The sequence below is a fragment of the Burkholderia puraquae genome (genome assembly GCF_002099195.1).
GTDB lineage: Bacteria > Pseudomonadota > Gammaproteobacteria > Burkholderiales > Burkholderiaceae > Burkholderia > Burkholderia puraquae.
Map to the genome: position 1 here is coordinate 917,750 of NZ_NBYX01000001.1, position 22,114 is coordinate 939,863.

Genomic DNA, 22,114 nt, shown 5'->3' on the forward strand with positions numbered 1-22,114 from the left:
ATCGTCGTCCGCCTCGTCATCGTCCGGTCACGGCCGCCGCAGGTCGAGCGTGAACGGGAATTCGCGGCTCGGCGCGGCAGCCGCGACATCCATCCGGCCCGGCGTATGCCCCATCTCGACGAAGCGCGCGAGCCGGCGGCTCTCCGCTTCGTACGCATTGACCGGGAACGTCGCGTAGTTGCGCCCGCCCGGATGCGCGACGTGGTAGCGGCAGCCGCCGAGCGAGCGCTGCAGCCACGTATCGACGATGTCGAACGTGAGCGGCGCGTGCACGCCGACGGTCGGATGCAACGCGGACGGCGGCGACCACGCCTTGTAGCGCACGCCCGCGACGTATTCGCCGACGGTGCCGGTCGGCTGCAGCGGCAGCGCGCGGCCGTTGACGGTCACCACGTGCCGGTTGTCGTTCAGCCCCGTCACGCGCACTTCGAGCCGTTCGACCGACGAATCGACGTAGCGCACGTTGCCGCCGGGTGCACCCTCCTCGCCCATCACGTGCCACGGCTCCAGCGCACCGCGCAGCGACAGTTGCATCCCGTTCACCGCGATCTGGCCGAACAGCGGGAAGCGGAATTCGAAGTGCGGCGCGAACCACGCCGGATCGAACGCGAAGCCGGCATCGCGCAGTTCGGCCAGCACGTCGTCGAAATCCATCTGAAGAAACGCCGGCAGCATGAAGCGGTCATGCAGCGCGGTGCCCCAGCGCGTGAGCGGCGTCGTGTACGGTGCGGCCCAGAAACGCGCGACCAGCGCGCGCAGCAGCAATTGCTGCACGATGCTCATTCGTGCATGTGGCGGCATCTCGAACGCGCGCAGTTCGAGCAGGCCGAGCCGGCCGGTCGACGAGTCGGGCGAATACAGCTTGTCGATGCAGAACTCGCTGCGGTGCGTGTTGCCGGTCACGTCGATCAGCAGGTTGCGCAGCACGCGGTCGACGAGCCACGGCGGCATGTCCTGCCCGAACAGCAGCTTGTTGCGCTGGATCTCGGCGAACGCGATGTCGAGTTCGTAGAGCTGGTCGTTACGCGCCTCGTCGACGCGCGGCGCCTGGCTCGTCGGCCCGATGAAGAGCCCGGAGAACAGGTAGGACAGCGACGGATGGTTGTGCCAGTACGCGATCAGGCTCGCGAGCAGGTCCGGGCGGCGCAGGAACGGGCTGTCGGCCGGCGTCGCGCCGCCGAGCACGAAGTGATTGCCGCCGCCCGTGCCGACGTGGCGACCGTCGACCATGAACTTCTCGCTGCACAGCCGCGATTGCCACGCGGTGTCGTACAGGAATTCGGTGTGGTCGACGAGCTCGTCGAAGTTCGCGGCCGGATGGATGTTCACCTCGATCACGCCGGGATCGGGCGTCACCTGCAGCAGCTTCAGGCGCGCGTCGCGCGGCGGCGGATAGCCTTCCAGCACGAGCTTCACGCCCAGCGCGTGGGCGGTCAGCTCGATCGCGCCGAGCAGGTCGAGATAATCCTCGAGCGCGGCCAGCGGCGGCATGAACAGGTACAGGATGCCGTTGCGCACTTCGACGCACAGCGCGGTGCGCGTGATCCACGCGGCCGATTCGAAGCGCTCGGGGTGGCGACTCGGGTCGCGCGCGGCCGGCCGCCCGTTCCCGGCCATGCCGTCGTCGCGCCACTGCATCACGGTCTGTGCGGACGCCTCGCGATGCACGCCGGACAGATAGCGCGGCGCATCGTCCGGGCCCGCGTAGCGCGCGCGGATTGCGGCAGCGTCCGGCAGCGCGGCGCGCGGCGCGAACGGATCGCGTTCGACCAGGTACGGATAGTCGGCGCGGCTGGCCCACGGCAGCGAATCGAGCGGCAGCCGATAACCCATCGGCGAATCGCCGGGCATGAGGTACATCCGCTCGTCGCGGAAAAACCACGGGCCCGTCTGCCAGCGCGGCCCGTCGAGGCCCGGCCGATCGCGGCCCGGCGCGTCATCCGCGCGCTTGACCGGCAGTACGTAGCCGACCACGCTGTCGAGCTGCTGCTCGAACACCTTGCGCAGCCGCGCGCGTTCGAGTTCGTCGTCGAGGCGTGAGTCGAACGGGTCGACGTTGACCGGCAGCCGACGCTCGCGCCACAGGTAGTACCAGACATCCTCGTAGCCGGGCCGGATGAATTCGCCGGTCAGGTTCAACCGCGCGGCGAGCGCGTCGATGAAGCGCTTCGCGTCGTCGGTCGTGTAGGCGGACGGCTCGCGCTCGTCGGCGAACAGCGACGGATCGTGCCACACGGGCTGGCCGTCGGCACGCCAGAAGATCGACAGCGCCCAGCGCGGCAGTTGCTCGCCCGGATACCACTTGCCCTGCCCGAAATGCAGGAAGCCGCCGTCGCCGTATTCGGCGCGCAGCCGCTGCACGAGTTCGGTCGCGAAGCCGCGCTTGGTCGGGCCGAGCGCGTCGGTGTTCCACTCGGCGCCGTCGCGGTCGTCGATCGACACGAAGGTCGGCTCGCCGCCCTGCGTGAGCCGCACGTCGCCCGCGGCCAGCGCGCCGTCGACCTGCGTGCCGAGCGCCAGCACGGCGTCCCATTGCGATTCCGTATACGGCTTCGTCACGCGCGGCGATTCGTACACGCGCGTCACGGTCATCTCGTGCTCGAACGACACCTCGCACTCGTCGATCAGCCCCTCGACCGGTGCGGCGCTCGTCGGCTGCGGCGTGCAGGCCAGCGGAATGTGGCCTTCGCCGGCGAGCAGGCCCGAGGTGGGGTCGAAGCCGATCCAGCCGGCGCCCGGCAGGTACACCTCGCACCACGCGTGCAGGTCGGTGAAGTCGACCGACGTGCCGCTCGGGCCGTCGAGCGACTTCACGTCGGGCGTGAGCTGGATCAGGTAGCCCGACACGAAACGCGCGGCGATGCCGAGATGACGGCACAGCTGCACGAGCAGCCATGCGCTGTCGCGGCACGAACCCGAGGCGAGTTCGAGCGTCTGCTCGGGCGTCTGCACACCCGGCTCCATCCGCACGAGATAGCCGATATCGCGCTGCAGTTGCTGGTTCAGTGCGACGAGGAAGTTCATGGTGCCGGCCGGCGTGCGATCGACGCCGTCGACATACGCGCGGAACAGCGGCGCCGCGCTCGCCTGCGGATCGCACACGAGATACGGCGCGAGCTCGGTCTTCAGCGCGTCGTCGTAGCTGAACGGGTATTGCTCCGCACTGGCTTCGAGAAAGAAGTCGAACGGGTTGTACACCGACATCTCGGCGACGAGATCGATCGTGATCTCGAAGTGCTCGGTGCGCTCCGGAAACACGAGCCGCGCGAGATAGTTCGAGAACGGGTCCTGCTGCCAGTTGACGAAGTGCTGCGCGGGCTCGACCGTCATCGAGTACGCAAGGATCGGCGTCCGGCAGTGCGGCGCGGGCCGCAGCCGCACGACCTGCGGGCCGAGGTTGACGAGCCGGTCGTAGCGATAGCGGGTGGTGTGATGCAGCGCGACGTGAATGGACATGGGAGCTCGGTTCGGGTTGGGCCGGCCGCGCGCCGGGTCGCGCTCAACGCGACCCGGCGGCCCGGCCTGGCGGATTCGGCGAAAGCGCGCGTGAGGTCAGACGAGTTCCGGCGTCTGCACGACGCTGATCTCGACGCCGACGGCCATCGCGCCGAGCCCCGTCACCGGCTGCGCGTCGCGATAATCGAGGCCGACCGCGATGCGCACGTAGCGCTCGTCCGGGCAGCGATTCATGAACGGATCGAAGCCGACCCAGCCGAGCCCTTCGACATAGGCCTCGGCCCACGCATGGCCGGCCGGCTGCTGCATCAGCCCGGCCGCTTGCGGCTGCGCGCCGAGCGCCGGCTGCGGCAGCCCCTGCGACTGCGCGGCATGCGACGCGCCGAGTGCCTGCTGCATGCCCTCGCCGCTCTGCAGCGCGAGCGCTTCTTCTTCCTCGTCGTCGCCCGCGTTCTGCTTCGCGTCGGCGATGCGCTGCATCGCGCTGTCTGCCAGCACGTAGCCCGAGATATAGCGCGCGGGAATCTTCAGCACGCGCGCGGCCGCGATGAACGCATGCGCATGGTCGCGGCTCGTGCCCTCGCCGCTTTGCAGCGCGGTTTCCGCATCGACGGGCGCGTCGGCGGCCAGGTTCGGCGCATATGCGATGCGGTCGTGCACTTCCGTCATCAGCCAGTGCAGCGCGTCGAGGCTGCGCGGCTCGATCGGCAGCGCTTCGGTGAGCGCACGCACGGTGTCGCCCGCCTTCGTGAGCGCGGTCTCGCGCTCGAAGATCCACGGCGGCGCATAGCCTTCAGGATTGCCGATGATGCCCGAGCGGTCCTGCGTCTCGACGACGCCGGCCGCGATGACGACGATCTCGGCCTTCGCGCCGCGCTCGTGCCGCACGAGGTCGATCCGGTTGCCGAGCCCGTCGGCATAAGACAGCGTCGGCTCGACGCCGTCGATCGTGACCTGCCACGCGCGCACCGTCTGCCCGGGGCCCGACTGCGGACGCAGCCGCAGCCGTTGCAGTGCATGGGTGGCTTGATCGTCGAACTGATAACGCGAGATGTGTCGGATGGCGAGTCGCATGGCAAGTCTCAGTCGAAGTTGTAGGCCTGGGCGATTTCGAGCCCGAGGCTGTTGTTGCGGCCGATGAAGTCGGTCAGGAACTCGTGCAGGCCGCTCTTGAAGATCCGCTCGACCGAGGTATCGGACAGCATTTGCAGGATCTTCGCGGCCGTGTCGTGACACGGGTGTGTCATGCCGTAATCCTTCGCGAGCAGGTTCAGGCTCGACACGACGCGCCCGTAGCAATAGCGCAGCGAACGCGGCATGCGGCCGTTCAGGATCAGGTAGTCGGCGATGTTCATCGGCTTGTACTGCACGTCGTACACCCAGCGATACGACCGGTGCGCGGCGACGCAGCGCAGGATGGTCTCCCACTGGTAGTTGTCGAGGATCGTGCCGACGTGCGACACCGACGGCAGCAGCAGGTGGTATTTGACGTCGATGATCCGCGCGGTGTTGTCCGCGCGCTCGATGAACGCGCCGATCTGCGCGAAATCGAAGATCTCGTTGCGCAGCATCGTGCTGTAGAAGCTGCCGAGGATCAGCGCGGTTTCGCGCTTCACCTCGTCGAGCACGGCCGGCAGTTCGCTCTCCGGCACCGGCTGTGCAAGCGCACGGCGCAGCGCGAGCCACGCGCCGTTCACGCTCTCCCACGCCTCGCGCGTGAGCGCCGTGCGCACCATCCGCGCGTTCGAGCGCGCGGCTTCGATGCACGACAGCACGCTCGACGGGTTGTCGCGGTCGCGCAGCAGGTAGTCGGTCACGGTATCGGCCGCATACGCGTCGTATTTCTGCCGGTAGCCGTCGTCCGTGCCCGAGCTGACGAGCACCGACGACCATTCGGCCGGCGCGTCGGACGTGCGCGTGAGCGCCATCCGCAGCCCGGCATCGACGATGCGCGCGATGTTCTCCGCGCGCTCGATATAGCGGTACATCCAGTAAAGACCGCTCGCAGTTCGTCCCAGAAGCATCTCGTGTCCACTCCGTCTTCGTTCGGTTCGCGCGCCGGCTGCGGCGCGCGCGGTCGTGCCCGGCTCAGTCGGCCAGCACCCAGGTGTCCTTGGTGCCGCCGCCCTGGCTCGAGTTGACGACAAGCGATCCTTCCTGCAGCGCGACGCGCGTGAGCCCGCCCGGCGTGATGCGGATCCGGTCCGACACCAGCACGAACGGCCGCAGGTCGACGTGGCGCGGCGCGAGGCCGGCTTCGGTCAGGATCGGCGTCGTGGACAACGCCAGCGTGGGTTGCGCGATGTAGTTCGCGGGCCGCGCACGCAGCTTCGCGGCAAATGCCTCGAGCTCGGCCTTCGACGCGCACGGCCCGACCAGCATCCCGTAGCCGCCCGAGCCGTGCACTTCCTTCACGACCAGTTCGTCGAGATGGTCGAGCACGTACTTCAGGCTGTCGGCCTCGCCGCAACGCCAGGTCGGCACGTTCTCCAGCAGCGCCTTGCGGCCCGTGTAGAACTCGACGATCTCCGGCATGTACGAGTAGATCGCCTTGTCGTCGGCGATGCCCGTGCCGGGCGCGTTCGCGATCGTGATATTGCCCGCGCGATAGACGTCCATGATCCCCGCGACACCCAGCACCGAATCGGGCCGGAACGTGAGCGGATCGAGGAACGCGTCGTCGACGCGGCGGTACAGCACGTCGATCGAGCGGAAACCCTCGGTCGTGCGCATTGCGACGCGGCCGTCGATCACCTGCAGGTCGCTGCCCTCGACGAGGTGCACGCCCATCTGGTCGGCGAGGAACGAATGCTCGTAGTACGCGGAATTGTGGATGCCGGGCGTGAGCACGGCGATGGTCGGGTTATCGGCGTTGCCGCCCGGCGGGCACACCGCCGCGAGCGACTGGCGCAGCATCTGCGGATAGGTCTCGACCGGGCGCACCTTCACCTGCTGGAACAGCTCCGGGAAGAGCTGCATCATCGTTTCGCGGTTTTCCAGCATGTACGACACGCCGGACGGCGTGCGCGCGTTGTCCTCCAGTACGTAGAACTCGTTCTCGGCGGTGCGCACGATGTCGACGCCGATGATGTGCGTGTAAACGTTTCCGGGCGGCCGGAAGTCGATCATCTCAGGGATGAACGCTTCGTTGTGCGCGATCAGGTGCTTCGGCACGATGCCCGCGCGCACGATTTCCTGGCGATGGTAGATGTCGTCGAGGAACGCGTTGAGCGCCATCACGCGCTGCTCGATGCCGAGCGACAGCCGGCTCCATTCCGCGCCCGAGATGATGCGCGGGACGATGTCGAACGGAATCAGCCGCTCGGCGGCCTCCGCGTCGCCGTAGACGGCGAACGTGATACCCGTCTTGCGGAACACGCCTTCCGCATCGTGGGCTTTCTGGGCGAGGCTCGCGGGATTCTGGGTGTCGAGCCACTGCTTCAGGCGCGCGTAGGGCGCCCTTACCATGTCGCCGGATTGCAGCATTTCATCGAATGGCTTCATCGATCTTTTCTCCATCGATCGTTTTCCCCGGCATTGCGCATGCCGGACCGGCGTACTGAATGCTTTGCAAGGAACGTGCCTTGCACGATCCCCCTCGATATCCCCCCGTTTTTACGTCGCGCCAGGCACGCCCGCGCGGCATTGCGCACCACAACGGTGCAACCCCGGACGCGACGAGCGACTGCGGTGCGCCGCAAACGCGCACGGCCCATGCTGCGCCGCGTCTTACGAACATAGTTCCCCCGCGTGTCATGAATGCGCAATCTGCACTGCACAAAAAAAACGGCCTGCCCGGGCACCGGGCCACCGGAACGACGGGACGGAAAGGCGGGCCGGCACGTACACGGCGCAACCGGCCCTGGGGGAAGTACCGTCTGCGGCGGCACCGGCAGTTCGACGCGGTGAACTGTCCGGTTAGCCGGGTCCGGCACCTCAACGCTATGCAGCCGTAATCCCGCCGACAACGCCCATGCATATTTCGACTGACACCTATCGAAAAAAAACATCGGGCCGGTCGGCGCAAGGCGCGGTACGCTAGAAAATTGGTGCAGCGAAGCGACGCCGCCTTTCAGGCACCCGACTATAAAAAGCGAAGATCGAAATGGAAGCAAAGTGGCTGGAAGATTTCCTGAGCCTTGCGGATACCAAGAGCTTTTCCCGGGCCGCACGTCACCGGCACCTCACGCAGTCGGCATTCAGCAGACGAATTGCCGCACTCGAAACCTGGATGGACGCGAAGCTGGTCGACCGCAGCATCAACCCGATCACGCTGACGCCGGCCGGCCAGATGTTCCGCGGGCTCGCCGCGGACATCCTGCGCAGCATGTATGCGGCGCGCAATCTCGTGAACGGCTACGACCAGTTCGCGGCCAGCGACCAGGTCGTGCGTTTCGCGGTCGCCCATACGCTCGTCTTCACGCTGTTTCCCGAATGGCTCAAGCAGCTCAACGGCGAGGTCGGCCACGTGACCGCCCGCGTCAACGCGGTGAACGTGCCGGAAGGCGTGCAGCAGCTCGTCGAAGGTGAATGCGACCTGCTGCTCGGCTATCACCATCCGCAGCTGCCGATCGTGCTCGACCCGAACCACTTCCCGTTCGTCAGCCTCGGCGTCGAGCGGATCCTGCCCGTGTCGACGCCCGACGCGCGCGGCAAGCCCGTGTTCCAGCTGCCGGGCACCCCCGATGCACCGTTGCCGCTGCTCGCGTATTCGTCGGGCGCGTTTCTCGGCAACATCGTCGAGATGCTGCTGCTGAATGCCACCGAGCCGTATGTGCTGCACCGGTGCTTCGAGACGCACATGTCCGAGGCATTGAAGGGCATGGTCGTGGCCGGGCACGGGATCGGCTGGCTGCCGGAGAGCTGCGTCGAGAAGGAACTCGCGGAAGGCACGCTCGTATGCGCGGGTTCCGGCGACTGGATCACCGAGCTCGAAATCCGCCTGTACCGGTCGGCGCGCAAGCGCGGGCTCGCGGCCGAGCAACTGTGGACATACATCATGAACCGGCCGCACGCGGCGGTCGCAGGTGCTGCAGCCGGCGCGGCCGAACCAGCGGCCGCGCCGGCAATGCGCATCGCGCGGCGCAGCGCGGGCGGCAGCCGCTGACCTTCGCGTTCGCGTCGTGTCCACCGACGACGCGAACGCGAGGACGGTTTGCAGCCATCCGGTGTGCGCATGCATCCGCGCCGCATCGTTTCCCGGCGAATGCGACCCTCTCTCCAGCAGCAAGCTTCTGCAGCAAGCGGCGATCCCGCTATCACCTGAAAAATTACCGCCCCAGACCGGTAATCGTTATCAGAGGAATCGCAAACGTTTGCAGTTCCGGAATGAATTATTTCCGCCCGGCACAGTGCATCGGTATTTTCTGTCTGATTATCAGGACAGACATAACCTGTTACAGAACAAATTAAAAGTTTCGATTTACCTGTAACAATCTAAAATACCAAAACGTCGCTGCCTCTTTCCATATTGTGCAATCTGTATCTGGATCGATATCGATTCGCCTGGAACACAGCCGCAAAAATTCCTTTTATCAGTCGTTATTTTTCGGCACGAATTTCGATACCCCCGACGTGGATCAATGCGTGCGGGATCATCGTTACCGAATCGCAATGTTCATATTTGGCAATATCGACTTTCTTCAGCGTTAAGAGAGTCGTACGAATCCGTCGTTATCCTATTTAAATAATATATTTGAGCACCGTCCCATTCGGGCCACACGCGATTGTTGATTCAGAATCCATCGTGTATCAATAGCGTGTCGCAAAAAGAACGCTGGCAAATCTGACTCGGAATAAATGCTTGCCATTGATTCCGGACGGGAGGTTGCAATGTCTTCCTCGTTTCGACAGCATGCTCGCCCTTTCCTGAGCGCCGTCATCTCCGCGCTCTGCATGAATGCGACGGCCCAGACGCCCGCGTCCGGGCCGGGAGACGGACGCTACGTGATCTCGTATATCTGCGGCGACGCGCGGATCGACGGCACGGCCCCGCTGCCCCCCGACGGCCGGCCGTACAACCTGGGCGTGTCGTTTGCGTCGGCCCAGACCGGACAGCCGCTCGCCAACGTGCAGGTGCGACTGCGGCGACATGGCCGCGTGCTCGTCGAATTCAACGCCTCCGGATCACGGTGCCTGTTCAGCGTGCCCGATGCAAGCTACCGGGTCGAAGGAACGTACCAGGGGGCCACACAGTTCGCGATCGTGGAAACGGGCGTACTCACCACCCAGTTGCGATGGTAAGCACCGCCTGAGCCCGCCCCGATCACGTCATTCACCGCACCGTATCGAATCGAGGAGCATCGCATGACTCCCGTAGAACGACCGGAACACCCGGCCGCCCCCCAGCCGAAACCGTCCTGGGGACCGGGCAGGAACGCAGCACTCAGCTTCGTCGCATTTGCCACGATCTTCGGCCTTTTCGCCTATACCGAGCGGGATACGGCAGTCGGCCATCCAAGCGTGACACACGACATCTCCGGCGCGATCGGAGCCGCGGTCGGGAAGTACCGCAAGACGATCGTGACCATGGCCTCCCGCGCAACCGGCGCGTCCGGGACATCCGGGGCATCCGGTGCTCCCGGGCCGGCGCCGACACGCGCGCAGGCCACGCCGCCCGCGCCGCCGACGCAGGTAGCGTCGGCTTCGGCCGCCCCCGAGGTATCGACCGTGCCGCCCGTCACGCTCGCGCTCGCGCTCGAACCGGACGCCGCGCCGCGGCCCGCGCCCCGCACCGCCGCGAAACACCGGGCGTCGCCGCATGCGCCGCCCGTGACACTCGCGGCCGGTACGCATGCGGCGACGGCCTACGGTCGCGCCGCCACGCGCCACGGCGCCGCGCATCGTGCGCCGCGTACCGAAACACTGGCAGGCACGGGCAAGCGCATGGACGCCGTACCCAAGCCCCGGCCGTATGGCACCGACACCGCACACATGCAGACGGCAAGCATCACGCACGCGGAACTGGAAAGCGCGCGTGCGCTGGCAAAGGCGCGCTCGTGCGCGGTCATCGATGAATGGAACTGCGTGGAGCAAAACGCGAGCCGCGCGCTCGCGATCGACCCGAAAAACAGCGAATCGCGCGCGCTGCTCGGGCAAGCGATCCGCAATCGCCTGTAGGCCGGCCCGGCATGACCGGGCCTCGCCTCCCGGCCGCGCGACGCGCAGCGGCGCTGCATCGTCGGGCATGCAACCGATGTGATCGTTACCTAGTGAGGACACACCGTGGACAACAATCGGAAACAACAATGCACCACCGTCGCTCCGTCCAACCGGCGGATCCTCCTGCATGCACCGCTGGTGTTGCTGCTCGTCGCGTCCGGCCCCTGCTTCTCCGCCGACGGCGATACGGAAGCCGGCCGCATCAACGAAATCGCCGGGACCAACGGCGCGCCGGATGCGCCGCCGCGCGACATGCAGCCAACGGTCGTATCGATCCAGATTGCCCAGGCGATGGGCGCCCCGCCCCCTCATGCGCCGACGCCGATCGCGCAGGCTTCGGATGCGTCGATGCAGATCGCGCAGGCGTCGAACCCGCAGCCGCCGACCATGCCGACCATGGTCGTGGTGGAACCGGAGGCGCCGCAATCGGGCAACCCGGTGCCGGGCGCGCGATCGCCTGATACGCCGGCACCGGTCGCGCAGACGCCGGATGCGCCGATGCTGCTTGCGCAGGCCACGAACGCCCAACCGCCCGATGCGCCTGCACTTCCGGCCTCGACGATGTCCGACACGGCGGCGTCCCCTTCGCCTGCGCCGGTCGTGCCGACGCCGGACACCCCGCCCGAGGTCGCACAAGCCGCACCCACCGCGCCGTCGACTGCGCCGACACAAACTGCGCAGTCATCCGGCACCCCGATGCCGAACTCGCCTGCACCCGCTCCCCAGATGCCTGGCTCGGCACCGATGTCGCCCCCGGCGTCGAACTCGCCGACGCCCGGCGCCCAGCTGCCCGGTGAACCGACACAACGATCGCAAGGCCCCGACGTCGAAACGCCGAATGCCCAGGCGCCGAACCTCCGTACCGCCGACGTCGAGACCGTGCGCAACGACGTGTTCGGCCTCGCGGCGAGCGGCGGCGCGATCAAGGCGCTCGACGAAGCAAAGGCGCGGCCCGATGCGTTCTCCGCCGTCGACATCGCGCAACTCGAAGAACTGTCGATTCGCCAGCAGGTGCGCGGCGGACGCGACAAGTCGCGCTCGATGACGAGCACCGACCGCTTCGACGGGATCGACAGCGCACTGCACGCGGCGGACGATCTCGACAAGCGGATGCCGGCCACGCCCGAGTACACGCCGGTCAGGACGGCGCTCGCGGGCGACCGCACGGTCGCCTATGCGGCGCGCGGCGACATGGAGACGGCCGTCGCGACGTTCGAGACCATTCCGTCCAACGCGGAGATCTCGATCGATGCCCTGTCGGCCGTCGGCGACGCCTACCTGTATCTGAGCGAACCGGGCAAGGCCAACGCCGTCTACCAGCGCGCGCTGAAGCAGGCGACCGCATCGCCGACGGACCGCGCGACCCGCGGCTTCCAGTACGGTACGCGCACGCGCCCGATCGAACTGCGTGAAGGGCTGTTCTGGTCGTACGTCGACCAGGCACGCGCGGCGGACGCGAAGCAGGTGCTCGACGACATGGGCAACTCGCTGCCGCCGGTCAAAGAGGTGCAAAACGTCGGCCCCGAGGAAAGTGACTATCTGCGCTACTACCGGCTGCGCGCGCAATACCTGATCTTCACGGGGCACGTCGATCAAGGGATCGCCGCGCTCGAAGAGCTCGAGAAGCAGGTGCCGTTCAACGCGGAGATCCGTGCCGCGCACGCCGACGCCGTGTCCGGCCAGGCGCATCCCCGCCAGGCGATCGCGATGTATCGCGCGTCGCTGACCGACCACCCGGACAGCGTCGAGATGCTCGCGGGCCTCGGCCGTGCGTCGCTCACGGCAGACGACTACGCGAGCGCGAAGACCGTCGACCAGACCCTCGACAACACATTCCCGGACAGCGGTGCCGTGCGCACCTTCAAGCGCGACTACAAGGCGTATCGCAGCCCCGTGTTCACGACCGACCTGAGCTTCGAGCACGGCAACAGCGCACTGGCCGACAACAGCTTCACGTCGGACAGCTACATCTATTCGCAACCGTTCGGCGACAACTGGCGCGTCTTCTCGCACACATTCTTCGGCCATGCGCAAACCGACGGCGGCAACGTCAGCCGCACGCGCACGGGCATCGGCGGCGACTACCGGCACGGGCCGCTCACCGTGCAGGGCGAAGTCACGCGCTCGCTCGGCGGGGACGGCCGAACCGGCGGCCGCGGATCGATCGCATACGCGCTGAACGACTACTGGACGGTCAGCGGTGCGCTCGACACCAACGACAACTCGCTGCCGTGGAAAGCGTATGCCGCGCACATCTGGGGCCGCTCCGCGAACGTCTCGGTCGTGTATCGCCAGAACGACCGTCGCGAGGTCAAGCTGAGCTACGGCGTGAGCCGCTACAGCGATTCGAACCTGCACCAGGAGATCGCGGCAACCGCCACGCAGCGTGTGTACACGACCGCCAACCAGCTCGTCAACGTATCGCTGGATCTCGGCACCGACAGCAACACGCGCCAGAACGCGCCCTACTTCAGCCCGGGCCGCGACTACGCGGCCGCGGCAACCGTCATGCACCAGCTGACGCTGTGGAAGAAGGGCGACATGGGGCTGCAGCAGCGCATCTCGGTGTCCGGCGGCGTGTACAACGAGCGCGGCTTCGGCACCAGCCCGCTGTGGAGCGCGCGCCTCGAGCATGCGTGGACGTTCAAGCACGACATCACGCTGAGCTATGGCGTCGAGGTCAGCAGCCACGCATACGACGGCGAGCGCGAGCGCTCCGAAACCGGCTTCCTGTCGGTCAACCTGCCGTTCTAGCAAGGAGATCGAGTAATGCAATCCAGACGGACCTTCATGTGCGGATGCCTCGGTACGTTTGCCGCCTGTTCGCTGTTTCCTGGCGTGACCAATGCCAGGATGATCGACCTGCTGCCACCTTCCGACCCGGCCGACGGCAAGACGTTTCGCGTGATCTGCATGCACGACGTACGTGACAACCTGATGGCGTCGTTTTCCTCGAAGTCGGCGATGATCGACCCGTTCGCGGTCGATACCGGCACGCTGACCGCGATCTTCTCGTGGCTGCAGACCAACAACTACCACACCATCACGGTCAAGCAGATCGAGGAGTCGCGGCACGGCGGCAAGCCGCTGCCGCCGCGCGCGGTGCTCCTCACGTTCGACGACGGTTTTCGCAGCCACTACACGAAGGTGCTGCCGCTGCTCGAGCGGTTCAAGTATCCGGCCGTGATGGGCATCGTGACCGCGTGGATCGATACACCGCCGGATACGCCGATCCGCATCAGCGACAAGGTCCAGGTGCCGCGCGACTACTTCATGTCGTGGGACGAGGTGAAAAAGGTCGGCCAGTCGCAGCTCGTCGAGCTCGGCTGCCACACGCACAACCTCCATCACGGCGCAGTCGCGAATCCGCAAGGCAACGAATTGCCGGCGACCACGTCGCACCTCTATCTTCAAGACGAGAAGCGCTATGAAACCGACGCCGAATTCGAAGCGCGCGTGCACAACGACCTGCAGACATGCGTGCGGCAGATCCGCGAACGTACCGGCATCGTCGCACGCTCGATGGTGTGGCCATACGGCGCGGAAAACCAGCCCGTGCGCACGATATCGACGTCGCTCGGCATGGACATCCAGTTCAGCCTCGATGCCGGCCCGAATACGCCGGACGTGCCGCTGGACCGGCTGCGGCGGATCCTGATGATGTACGACGTCGACATCGGCGGGTTCGAGCGCTCGATGCGCGAGCCGGCGTCGAACCGCGGCGACGTCGACGTGCCCGAGCGCACCGTGCAGGTCGATCTCGACCAGGTCTACGATCCGGATCCCGCGCGGCAGGAAGCGAATCTCGGCAAACTGATCGAGCGCATCTACCGGATGCAGCCCAAATCGGTCTACCTGCAGGCGTTTGCGGACCCGAAAGGCACGGGTGTGGCCGAAGCCGTGTATTTCCCCAACCGGCACCTGCCGATGCGCGCCGACCTGTTCTCGCGCGCCGCGTGGCAGCTCAACACGCGCTCCAACGTGCAGGTGTACGCATGGATGCCGGTGCTCGCGTTCCGGCCGCCGGCCGACAAGCAGCGCGGGCTCGAGGCCGTGAGTGCCTATGGCGGCGCGCCGGCCCGGGAGAACGGCACGCGCACGTTCCGGCTGAGCCCGTTCGATCCGGCTGCGCGGCTGATGATCCAGCAGATCTACGAGGATCTCAGCAAGCACGCATCGTTCAGCGGCATCCTGTTCAGCGACGACGCGGTGCTCGACGACTACGAGGATGCGAGCCAGCATGCGCTGCGCACCTATTCGCAGTGGGGGCTGCCGGCCGACGTCGGCAAGATCCGCGAGAACCCCGACCTGATGAAACGCTGGACCCGGCAGAAGACGCGCTACCTGATCGACCTGACCCGCCAGCTCGAACAGGTCGTGCTGGCCCACCAGAACGTGGGCGACGTGCTGACCGCGCGCAACATTTTCGCGATGCCGGTGCTCAAGCCCGAATCGGAAGCGTGGTACGCGCAGAACTACGACGATTTCCTCGCCACCTACGACTACGTCGCGCTGATGGCGATGCCGTACATGGAGCAGGCGAAGGATCCCGAAGGCTGGATGGACCAGCTCGTGCGGGCCGTCAGTGCGAAGAAGCTCGGGCTGCGGCGCACCGTGTTCGAACTGCAGTCGTACGACTGGCACGCACGCAAGGACGTACCCGCCAGCACGCTGCTCGCGCAGATGCGGCGGCTGCGCAGCGAGGGCGCGGTGAATTTCGGCTACTACCCGGACAACTTCCTGAACGGCCTGCCGGAACTCGATGCGATGCGCGACGTGATGTCGCTGAAGTCGCGCCTCGACCCGACCTCGATCAACGCACTGATGCAGATGCAGAAACCGCAGGGGGCGAAGACGCCATGACCACCCACAGCATCATCCAGCGCGTGCAGGATTTCGTCTTCTACTACCCGTTCTTCATGTCGTACCTGTGGATGATCGGCGGCGTCGTGCACTACTTCCTGCTCGAGGAAGGCCGCGAGCTGTCCGCGCGGACGATCGCGTCGAGCGGCATCCCGAAGATCTCGATCATCGTGCCCTGCTTCAACGAAGCGTCGAACGCGCGCAGCGTGATCGGCCACCTGAACAGGATGCAGTATCCGAACTACGACATCATCGCGGTCAACGACGGCAGCCAGGATCGCACCGGCGAGATCCTCAACGAGCTGGCCGTCGAGATCCCGCGGCTGCTCGTGATCCATCACGCGCGCAACGAAGGCAAGGCGGTCGGGCTCACGACCGCGGCGGCCGTGTCGAACGCGGAATACCTGCTGTGCATCGACGGCGATTCGTTGCTCGCGCACGACGCGATCGGCTGGATGCTCGAGCACTTCCTGACCGACCCGGGCGTCGGCGCCGTGACCGGCAACCCGCGCATCCGCAACCGCACGTCGCTGCTCGGCCGCATGCAGGTCGGCGAATTCTCGTCGATCGTCGGCCTGATCAAGCGCACGCAGCAGGTGTACGGCCGCATCTTCACGGTGTCCGGCGTCGTCACGATGTTCCGCAAGACCGCGCTCGCCGACGTCGGCTACTGGAGCTCGGACATGCTGACCGAGGACATCGACATCAGCTGGAAGCTGCAGTGCCGCGACTGGCGCGTCGTGTACGAGCCGCACGCGCTGAGCTGGATCCTGATGCCCGAGACGCTGAAGGGCCTCTACCGGCAGCGGCTGCGCTGGGCAAAGGGCGGCATCCAGGTGCTGATGAAGTACGCGGGCACGCTCGCGCGGCCGACGCAGATGATGATGTGGCCGTTGTTCGCCGAGTACCTGATCGGCATCGCGTGGGCCTACTCGATGTCGTTCATCCTGCTGCTCGCGCTCGTCAATGTCGTGTACCCGCTGCCGCAAAGCTGGCACGTATCGGTCGTGCCGCACTGGCACGGCATGCTGCTGGTCGCCACCTGCATCCTGCAACTGATCATCGGCAGCATGATCGATCGTCGCTACGACGAAAAACTCCTGATGTATTTCCTGGACACCATCTGGTATCCCGTCGCCTTCTGGGTGATCAGCATGATCACCACCGTCATCGCCCTGCCCGCCATCGCGCTGCGGGGCCGCGGCAAGCGGGCCATATGGGTCAGCCCCGACCGAGGCATTCAACATGAAGAACGCGCCGATTATTGACCTTTCCCTGCGCGCACCGCGCGAAATGATCGCCGAACGCGGCCGCGTCGTGGGGCTCGCGCTGGTCGTCTGGTTCCGCCTCGTGCGGCCCGCGCTGGTGGGCGCCGTGTGGGCATCGATCTGCATCTACACGTACCGCTACCTGCTGCCGTTCAACCCGGCCGAGATGCCGATCGAACAGATGGTGTTCTACGCGACCAGCATCGCGCTCATCGCGGGCACCATCGTCACGTGGCTGATCGCCGGGCGCGTCGTGCATCCGCTGGCCTACCGGCTGCGCGTGTCGAAGATGCTGCGGCGCTCGGCCAGCGCGAAGGTGCGCTCGGTGCCGCCGACCGTGCTGGCCAGCGCCCGCCGGCGCGGCGCGCGGCGCACGACGCGCATTCTCGTCGCGTCGCACGACGCGAACGGCTCGATTTCCGGCATCGAATGGGTAGCCCACGCGGGGCCGCCACCCCGCGAGTAGGCCAGCGGAGCCGCGCCACCGTGCACGGGACTGCATCGGTGCCGCGCGGCGCCGCTCCTGACACCGTGCTGCCGAGCATTGCCGGCAGGGCGGCAACCTTTTGTGGACGAGGTGAATCATGTGCGGAATCGTCGGAGCAAGCGGCCTGAACAATCAGGTGCCGCAACTGGTCAATGCACTGAGCCGGCTCGAATATCGCGGCTACGATTCGTGCGGCATCGCCGTACAGGACGACGGCCGGCTGCGCAGCGAACGCACGCTGCGGCGCGTGACCGACCTGCAGGCCCGCGTGCTGACGCTGGGCCTCGAAGCGCAGACCTGCATCGCGCATACGCGCTGGGCGACCCACGGCGCGCCGTCGGAAACGAACGCGCATCCGATCATGTCCGGCGACACGATCGCGGTCGTGCACAACGGGATCATCGAGAACCACGACGCGCTGCGCGCGGAGCTGCGGGAGCGCGGCTATACGTTTCGCGGCCAGACCGACACCGAGGTGATCGCGCACCTGATCCACAGCCTGTATCGCGACGACCTGTTCGACGCGGTCGTGCGCGCCGTCAAGCGGCTGCACGGCGCGTACGCGATCGCGGTGCTGAGCGCGAGAGAGCCGCAGCGCCTCGTCGCCGCGCGCGCCGGCTCGCCGCTCGTGATCGGCATCGGCGCCGAGCAGAACTACCTCGCGTCGGACTGCGCGGCGCTCGGCGACCTGACCGACCGCTTCGTCTACCTGGAAGACGGCGACGTCGCGCTGATCACGCCGGACCGCATTGCCGTGGTCGACTCGGGCGGGCACGCTGCCCAGCGCCCGCTGTGCCAGGTGAAGGCACGCGAAGGCGACGCCGCGCTCGGCCCGTACCAGCACTTCATGCAGAAGGAGATCTTCGAGCAGCCGAAGGCGATCGACAGCACGCTCGACGGCATCGACACGATCTCGCCGGCGCTGTTCGACGCGACCGACGCCACGCGCGCGCGGCTGGCGAGAGTGAGGAGCGTGCTGCTGCTCGGTTGCGGCACCAGCTACTACGCCGGGCTGACCGCGAAGTACTGGCTGGAGGCCATCGCGGGCGTGCCCGCCCAGGTCGAGATCGCCAGCGAATTCCGCTACCGCGATACGGTGGCCGATCCGCGCACGCTCGTCGTCGGCATTTCGCAATCGGGCGAAACGGCCGACACGATCGGTGCAATCGAGCGGGCGCGTGACATGGGCCAGGAACTGTCGATGGCGATCTGCAACGTGGCGACCAGCACGATCGCGCGCAACGCGCCGCTGCGGTTCCTGACGCGGGCCGGTATCGAGCTCGGCGTCGCGTCGACCAAGGCATTCACGACGCAGCTCGTCGCGCTGTTCGTGCTGACGCTGACGCTCGCGCAGCTGCGCGGCCGGCTCGACGCGGCGCAGGTCGCGCTGCACCTGAAGCAGTTGCGTGCGCTGCCCGAGCGCATCGGCCACGCGCTCGCGCTCGAAACGCAGATCATGGGCTGGGCCGCGAAATTCGCGCGCACCGAGAACGCGCTGTTCCTCGGGCGCGGCATTCATTTCCCGATCGCGATGGAAGGCGCACTGAAGCTCAAGGAGGTGTCGTACATCCACGCGGAAGGCTATGCGGCCGGCGAACTGAAGCACGGCCCGCTCGCGCTCGTCACGAGCGCGATGCCGGTCGTCACGATCGCGCCGGACGACCGCCTGTTCCAGAAGCTGAAATCCAACATGGCCGAGGTACGCGCGCGCGGCGGGCGGCTCTACGTGCTGGCCGGCGATCAGCTCGGGATCGACGCCGACCGCGACACGCACCTGATCCGCGTACGCGAATCGGGCGACCTGCTGTCGCCGATCGTCAACGTGATCCCGCTGCAGCTGCTCGCGTATCACGTCGGCTGCGCGCGCGGCGCCGATGTCGACAAGCCGCGCAACCTCGCGAAATCGGTGACCGTCGAATGATGCGACGAGCGCGCCCGGCGCAGGCGGTCGCGCAGTGCGTCGCGACCGCGCTGTGCGGCGCATGCGGCATCGTCGCGGCGCCGCCGCCGGCCTGCTCCGCCACGCCGGCCGTGCACACGGTGACCGTGCAGGACGCCCCGTCACCCCACCCTGCCACCGATCCACGCAGCTTCATGCACGGCATCGGCGTGGCCGACGGCGGCGACGGCAAGCGCTGGGTGTTCTTCAGCAGCTCGGGCATCGTGCCGCGCGGCGCGCTGCGCAACGGCAACTGGCCGCACGACGTATACGTCGGCGAATGGCTGCCCGGCAAGCCGCACCTGCTGCACGTCCATCCGTTCATCAGCCGTCCCGAGGCGCAGGAGCCGGTGTCGATCGCACAGAACGCGCGCGGCGACATCTTCGTCACGTTCGAGGACGGCTGGAACGCGCCGCAGGAAGTCAGCCAGCGCTACGGCGTCTACCGCCGCGACCTGAAGCCGATCAAGCCCTACCCGAACGACGTCGAATCGGGCGGCCACTCGGGGCATGTCGCCACGGCGGCCGACCGCTTCGTCGTGTTCTACTCCGCCGACTGGATCGACGGCGGCGGCGTCGACAACCTCGGCACCGGCAACGGCGTCTACGTGAAAACCTACGACGCCGCCGGGCGCGTGCTGAACCAGATCGCGGTTGCACCGCACCGCCGCGAGTGGTGGCCCGTCGTCGCGGGCTCGCCGCATGCCGCGCTGCTCGTGTGGCAGAAATTCATCGAAGGCAGCACGGACGCGACGCTCGAATACGCGATGTTCGACCCGGTCACCGCGAAGCTGGACAAGCTGGGGACGCTGAACGATGCGATCCGGTACTACGTGTATGCGTCGGCTTACGTACCGGAGATCGACCGCTTCATCGTCGTCACGACGACGGCGGACGATCGCGGCGTCGCGATGCTGATCGCGCCGGATGGCCGCCGCACGGCGACGCTCGACTGCCTCCCGGCATCGGTGCGCGAATCCGGCATCGGCGTGTCCGGCACGCATGCGTATGTGCCGATCCGCGACGGGCGGCTGCTGACGCTGGCGCTCGGGCCGGCGAACATCGCGGTAAGCGGCGTGCAGCGTGCGTCGATTCCGTGGGGCACGACGGGCATCGCCGGCTTCCCGGCGCGCGGCACCGCGATGCATTTCGTGTCGCTGACGCCGTCGGGCGCGCGCGAAGCCGATTTCGAACCGGAGCATGAAGCGCCGTTGCCGAAAAGCGAAGCGACCTGTTCGAGTCATTGACGGCGGCCCGGTAACGAGCATGCCGTGAGCGCGGGGGCCCGTGCGCTCGCCCCGGCCCGTCCGCCCCGCCGTGCCCGGGTCGCGCCGCGCAACACCACCTCCGTCTTGCCCCCGATCGCCAGGCACGCAGCGGCCAAGCCGGCCGACCATGGCCGCCCCCTTCCCTGCGCCGCAGTCGCCAGCGCCGCGCGTACCGGATAGACTGTCGCCCGATTCTTTCCATCGGCCGCGGCGAGCTCCGCCTGTCGCCGCCGAAACGCCCCTTCCCGGAGAACGAATGCTGACGCGCCGGTGGTTTTCGCTTTTGCTGCTGACGGTTTGCCTGATCGGACAACGCGCGTCGGCCCAGTCCGCGCTTGAACTCGAGACCGACGGCACGGCCCGCGCCCTCACCCGGCAAACGCTGCTCGCGCGCCCCGATGCCGCCGACATCCACGTGCCGCGCGACATCGCATACGGCCGGCCGATGACGTTCCGCGCGGTGCCGTTCGCCGCGCTGCTCGGCGACACACCGCTGCCGGCCGACGGCGTGCTCGAAACCCGCGCAGCCGACGGCTTCGCCGCGCAACTGCCGCTGGATCTCGTGCGCCGCCGCACGCCGGCCGGCGCCATCCCGTGGCTCGCGATCGAGGATCCGGCGCATCCATGGCCGAAGCTGCCCGGCAAGCAGGTCAGCGCCGGGCCGTTCTATCTGGTCTGGCTCGGGCCGGATGCGTCGTCGGTGCGCGGCGAGCAGTGGCCATACCAGATCGTGCGCGTCACGATCGAATCGTCGCCGCTCGCGCGCTGGCCGTCGCTTGCCGTCGATGCCTCGCTGCCCGCGGACGCTCCGGCCCGCGCAGGCCAGCACCTGTTCGTCACGCAATGCCTCGCATGCCACCGCCTCGACGGCGCGGGCAGCAGCCATGCCGGCCCCGACCTGAACACCCCGATGAATCCTGTCGACTACTTCCAGCCTGCCGCACTGCGCCGCTATATCCGCAACCCGGCGTCGGTACGCGACTGGCCGGGCCGCAGCATGCCGGCGTTCCCGCCCGATCAGCTGAGCGACCGCGAACTCGACCAGATCGTCGCGTATCTCGCGTACAGGGCGCGGCGCAAGGCCGCTCAGTAGCGCGCGGCTAGGCCATACAAGGAACGTTGATGACGTCAGGCGATACGCTGTTCACCATCGCATCGATCGAGGCCGCGCAGACGCACCCGCTCCGGGCGGCGGTCCTGCTGAATGGCGATCTGAACGCGTGCGAACTGGCCGGCGACCATGCGCCGACGACTTTGCATGTCGGCGTACGCGACCCGTCGGGCATCGTCGCCGTTGCGTCGCTCTGCGAGGCGTTGCGTGAAGACGATCATGCGCAACCGGCGTGGCGGCTGCGCGGGATGGCCGTCCACCCTGCCGTTCGCGGCCTGGGCTTCGGGCGCGTGCTGGTGGAGGTCTGCGTGCGGCACGCGGAAGCACGCGGTGCCGCGCTCGTGTGGTGCACCGCACGCGAAACCGCGTACCGGTTCTATGAAAAACTCGGCTTCACTGCCGATGGTGCGACGGTGACGATGCCGGGGCGCACCGATACAGCGTTCCATGTGATGCGGCGATACATCGATCGACATTCGCCGACGGCCTGACACCGATCGCACGCTGGCGGCGTCAGAAGGAAACCGGCGCGGCCCGGCGCACGCCCTCCCGCCGGACCGC

At 67.2% G+C, this 22,114-nt stretch carries 16 protein-coding genes; 12 read left to right on the forward strand and 4 right to left on the reverse strand.

What is annotated here, in order from left to right:
* Positions 1-27 precede the first annotated feature (27 nt).
* From B7G54_RS04090 to B7G54_RS04105, 4 genes are all read right to left on the reverse strand, one after another.
* The gene (locus tag B7G54_RS04090; protein ID WP_085037859.1) at positions 28-3,456 is read right to left on the reverse strand and encodes a transglutaminase family protein; all 3,429 of its coding nucleotides are present in this window, start codon (positions 3,454-3,456) and stop codon (positions 28-30) included.
* 96 nt (positions 3,457-3,552) lie between these two features.
* Positions 3,553-4,530, reverse strand: a complete 978-nt coding sequence (locus B7G54_RS04095; RefSeq protein ID WP_085037860.1) for a transglutaminase family protein — start codon at positions 4,528-4,530, stop codon at positions 3,553-3,555.
* An 8-nt stretch (positions 4,531-4,538) separates the two neighbouring features.
* Positions 4,539-5,480: an alpha-E domain-containing protein gene (locus B7G54_RS04100; RefSeq protein WP_085037861.1), complete on the reverse strand. Its 942-nt coding sequence runs from the start codon at positions 5,478-5,480 to the stop codon at positions 4,539-4,541.
* Between the two features lie 64 nt (positions 5,481-5,544).
* On the reverse strand, positions 5,545-6,960 hold the full coding sequence (locus tag B7G54_RS04105; protein WP_085037862.1) for a circularly permuted type 2 ATP-grasp protein: 1,416 nt from the start codon (positions 6,958-6,960) through the stop codon (positions 5,545-5,547).
* A 601-nt stretch (positions 6,961-7,561) separates the two neighbouring features.
* Between B7G54_RS04105 and B7G54_RS04115 the strand changes: the two genes are divergently transcribed.
* From B7G54_RS04115 to B7G54_RS04170, 12 genes are all read left to right on the forward strand, one after another.
* Positions 7,562-8,563 (forward strand): LysR substrate-binding domain-containing protein, encoded by a 1,002-nt coding sequence (locus B7G54_RS04115; RefSeq protein ID WP_085037863.1) that lies wholly within the window; start codon positions 7,562-7,564, stop codon positions 8,561-8,563.
* A gap of 16 nt (positions 8,564-8,579) precedes the next feature.
* Positions 8,580-8,888 (forward strand): hypothetical protein, encoded by a 309-nt coding sequence (locus tag B7G54_RS38500; protein ID WP_133059139.1) that lies wholly within the window; start codon positions 8,580-8,582, stop codon positions 8,886-8,888.
* A 400-nt stretch (positions 8,889-9,288) separates the two neighbouring features.
* The gene (locus B7G54_RS04125) at positions 9,289-9,699 is read left to right on the forward strand and encodes a hypothetical protein (protein ID WP_085037865.1); all 411 of its coding nucleotides are present in this window, start codon (positions 9,289-9,291) and stop codon (positions 9,697-9,699) included.
* A gap of 63 nt (positions 9,700-9,762) precedes the next feature.
* Complete coding sequence (locus B7G54_RS04130; protein WP_085037866.1) at positions 9,763-10,575, forward strand: hypothetical protein; 813 nt, start codon at positions 9,763-9,765, stop codon at positions 10,573-10,575.
* A 105-nt stretch (positions 10,576-10,680) separates the two neighbouring features.
* Positions 10,681-13,371, forward strand: a complete 2,691-nt coding sequence (gene pgaA / locus B7G54_RS04135) for a poly-beta-1,6 N-acetyl-D-glucosamine export porin PgaA (protein WP_085037867.1) — start codon at positions 10,681-10,683, stop codon at positions 13,369-13,371.
* A gap of 15 nt (positions 13,372-13,386) precedes the next feature.
* A complete protein-coding gene (gene pgaB / locus B7G54_RS04140) occupies positions 13,387-15,480 on the forward strand; it encodes a poly-beta-1,6-N-acetyl-D-glucosamine N-deacetylase PgaB (RefSeq protein WP_085037868.1) in 2,094 nt (697 codons plus the stop codon).
* Complete coding sequence (gene pgaC, locus B7G54_RS04145) at positions 15,477-16,748, forward strand: poly-beta-1,6-N-acetyl-D-glucosamine synthase (RefSeq protein WP_085037869.1); 1,272 nt, start codon at positions 15,477-15,479, stop codon at positions 16,746-16,748. Before pgaB ends, pgaC begins: the two co-directional genes overlap by 4 nt.
* Positions 16,726-17,214, forward strand: coding sequence for a Biofilm PGA synthesis auxiliary protein PgaD (locus tag B7G54_RS04150; RefSeq protein WP_085037870.1), 489 nt, complete (start codon positions 16,726-16,728; stop codon positions 17,212-17,214). Before pgaC ends, B7G54_RS04150 begins: the two co-directional genes overlap by 23 nt.
* A gap of 118 nt (positions 17,215-17,332) precedes the next feature.
* Complete coding sequence (glmS, locus tag B7G54_RS04155; protein ID WP_085037871.1) at positions 17,333-19,156, forward strand: glutamine--fructose-6-phosphate transaminase (isomerizing); 1,824 nt, start codon at positions 17,333-17,335, stop codon at positions 19,154-19,156.
* Positions 19,153-20,421 carry a hypothetical protein gene (locus tag B7G54_RS04160; RefSeq protein WP_085037872.1) on the forward strand — a complete coding sequence of 423 codons (1,269 nt, stop codon included), beginning with the start codon at positions 19,153-19,155 and terminating at the stop codon, positions 20,419-20,421. Before glmS ends, B7G54_RS04160 begins: the two co-directional genes overlap by 4 nt.
* A gap of 277 nt (positions 20,422-20,698) precedes the next feature.
* Complete coding sequence (locus tag B7G54_RS04165; RefSeq protein WP_085037873.1) at positions 20,699-21,535, forward strand: c-type cytochrome; 837 nt, start codon at positions 20,699-20,701, stop codon at positions 21,533-21,535.
* Positions 21,536-21,564: 29 nt separating this feature from the next.
* Positions 21,565-22,044 carry a GNAT family N-acetyltransferase gene (locus B7G54_RS04170; protein ID WP_085037874.1) on the forward strand — a complete coding sequence of 160 codons (480 nt, stop codon included), beginning with the start codon at positions 21,565-21,567 and terminating at the stop codon, positions 22,042-22,044.
* The last annotated feature ends 70 nt before the right edge of the window (positions 22,045-22,114 follow it).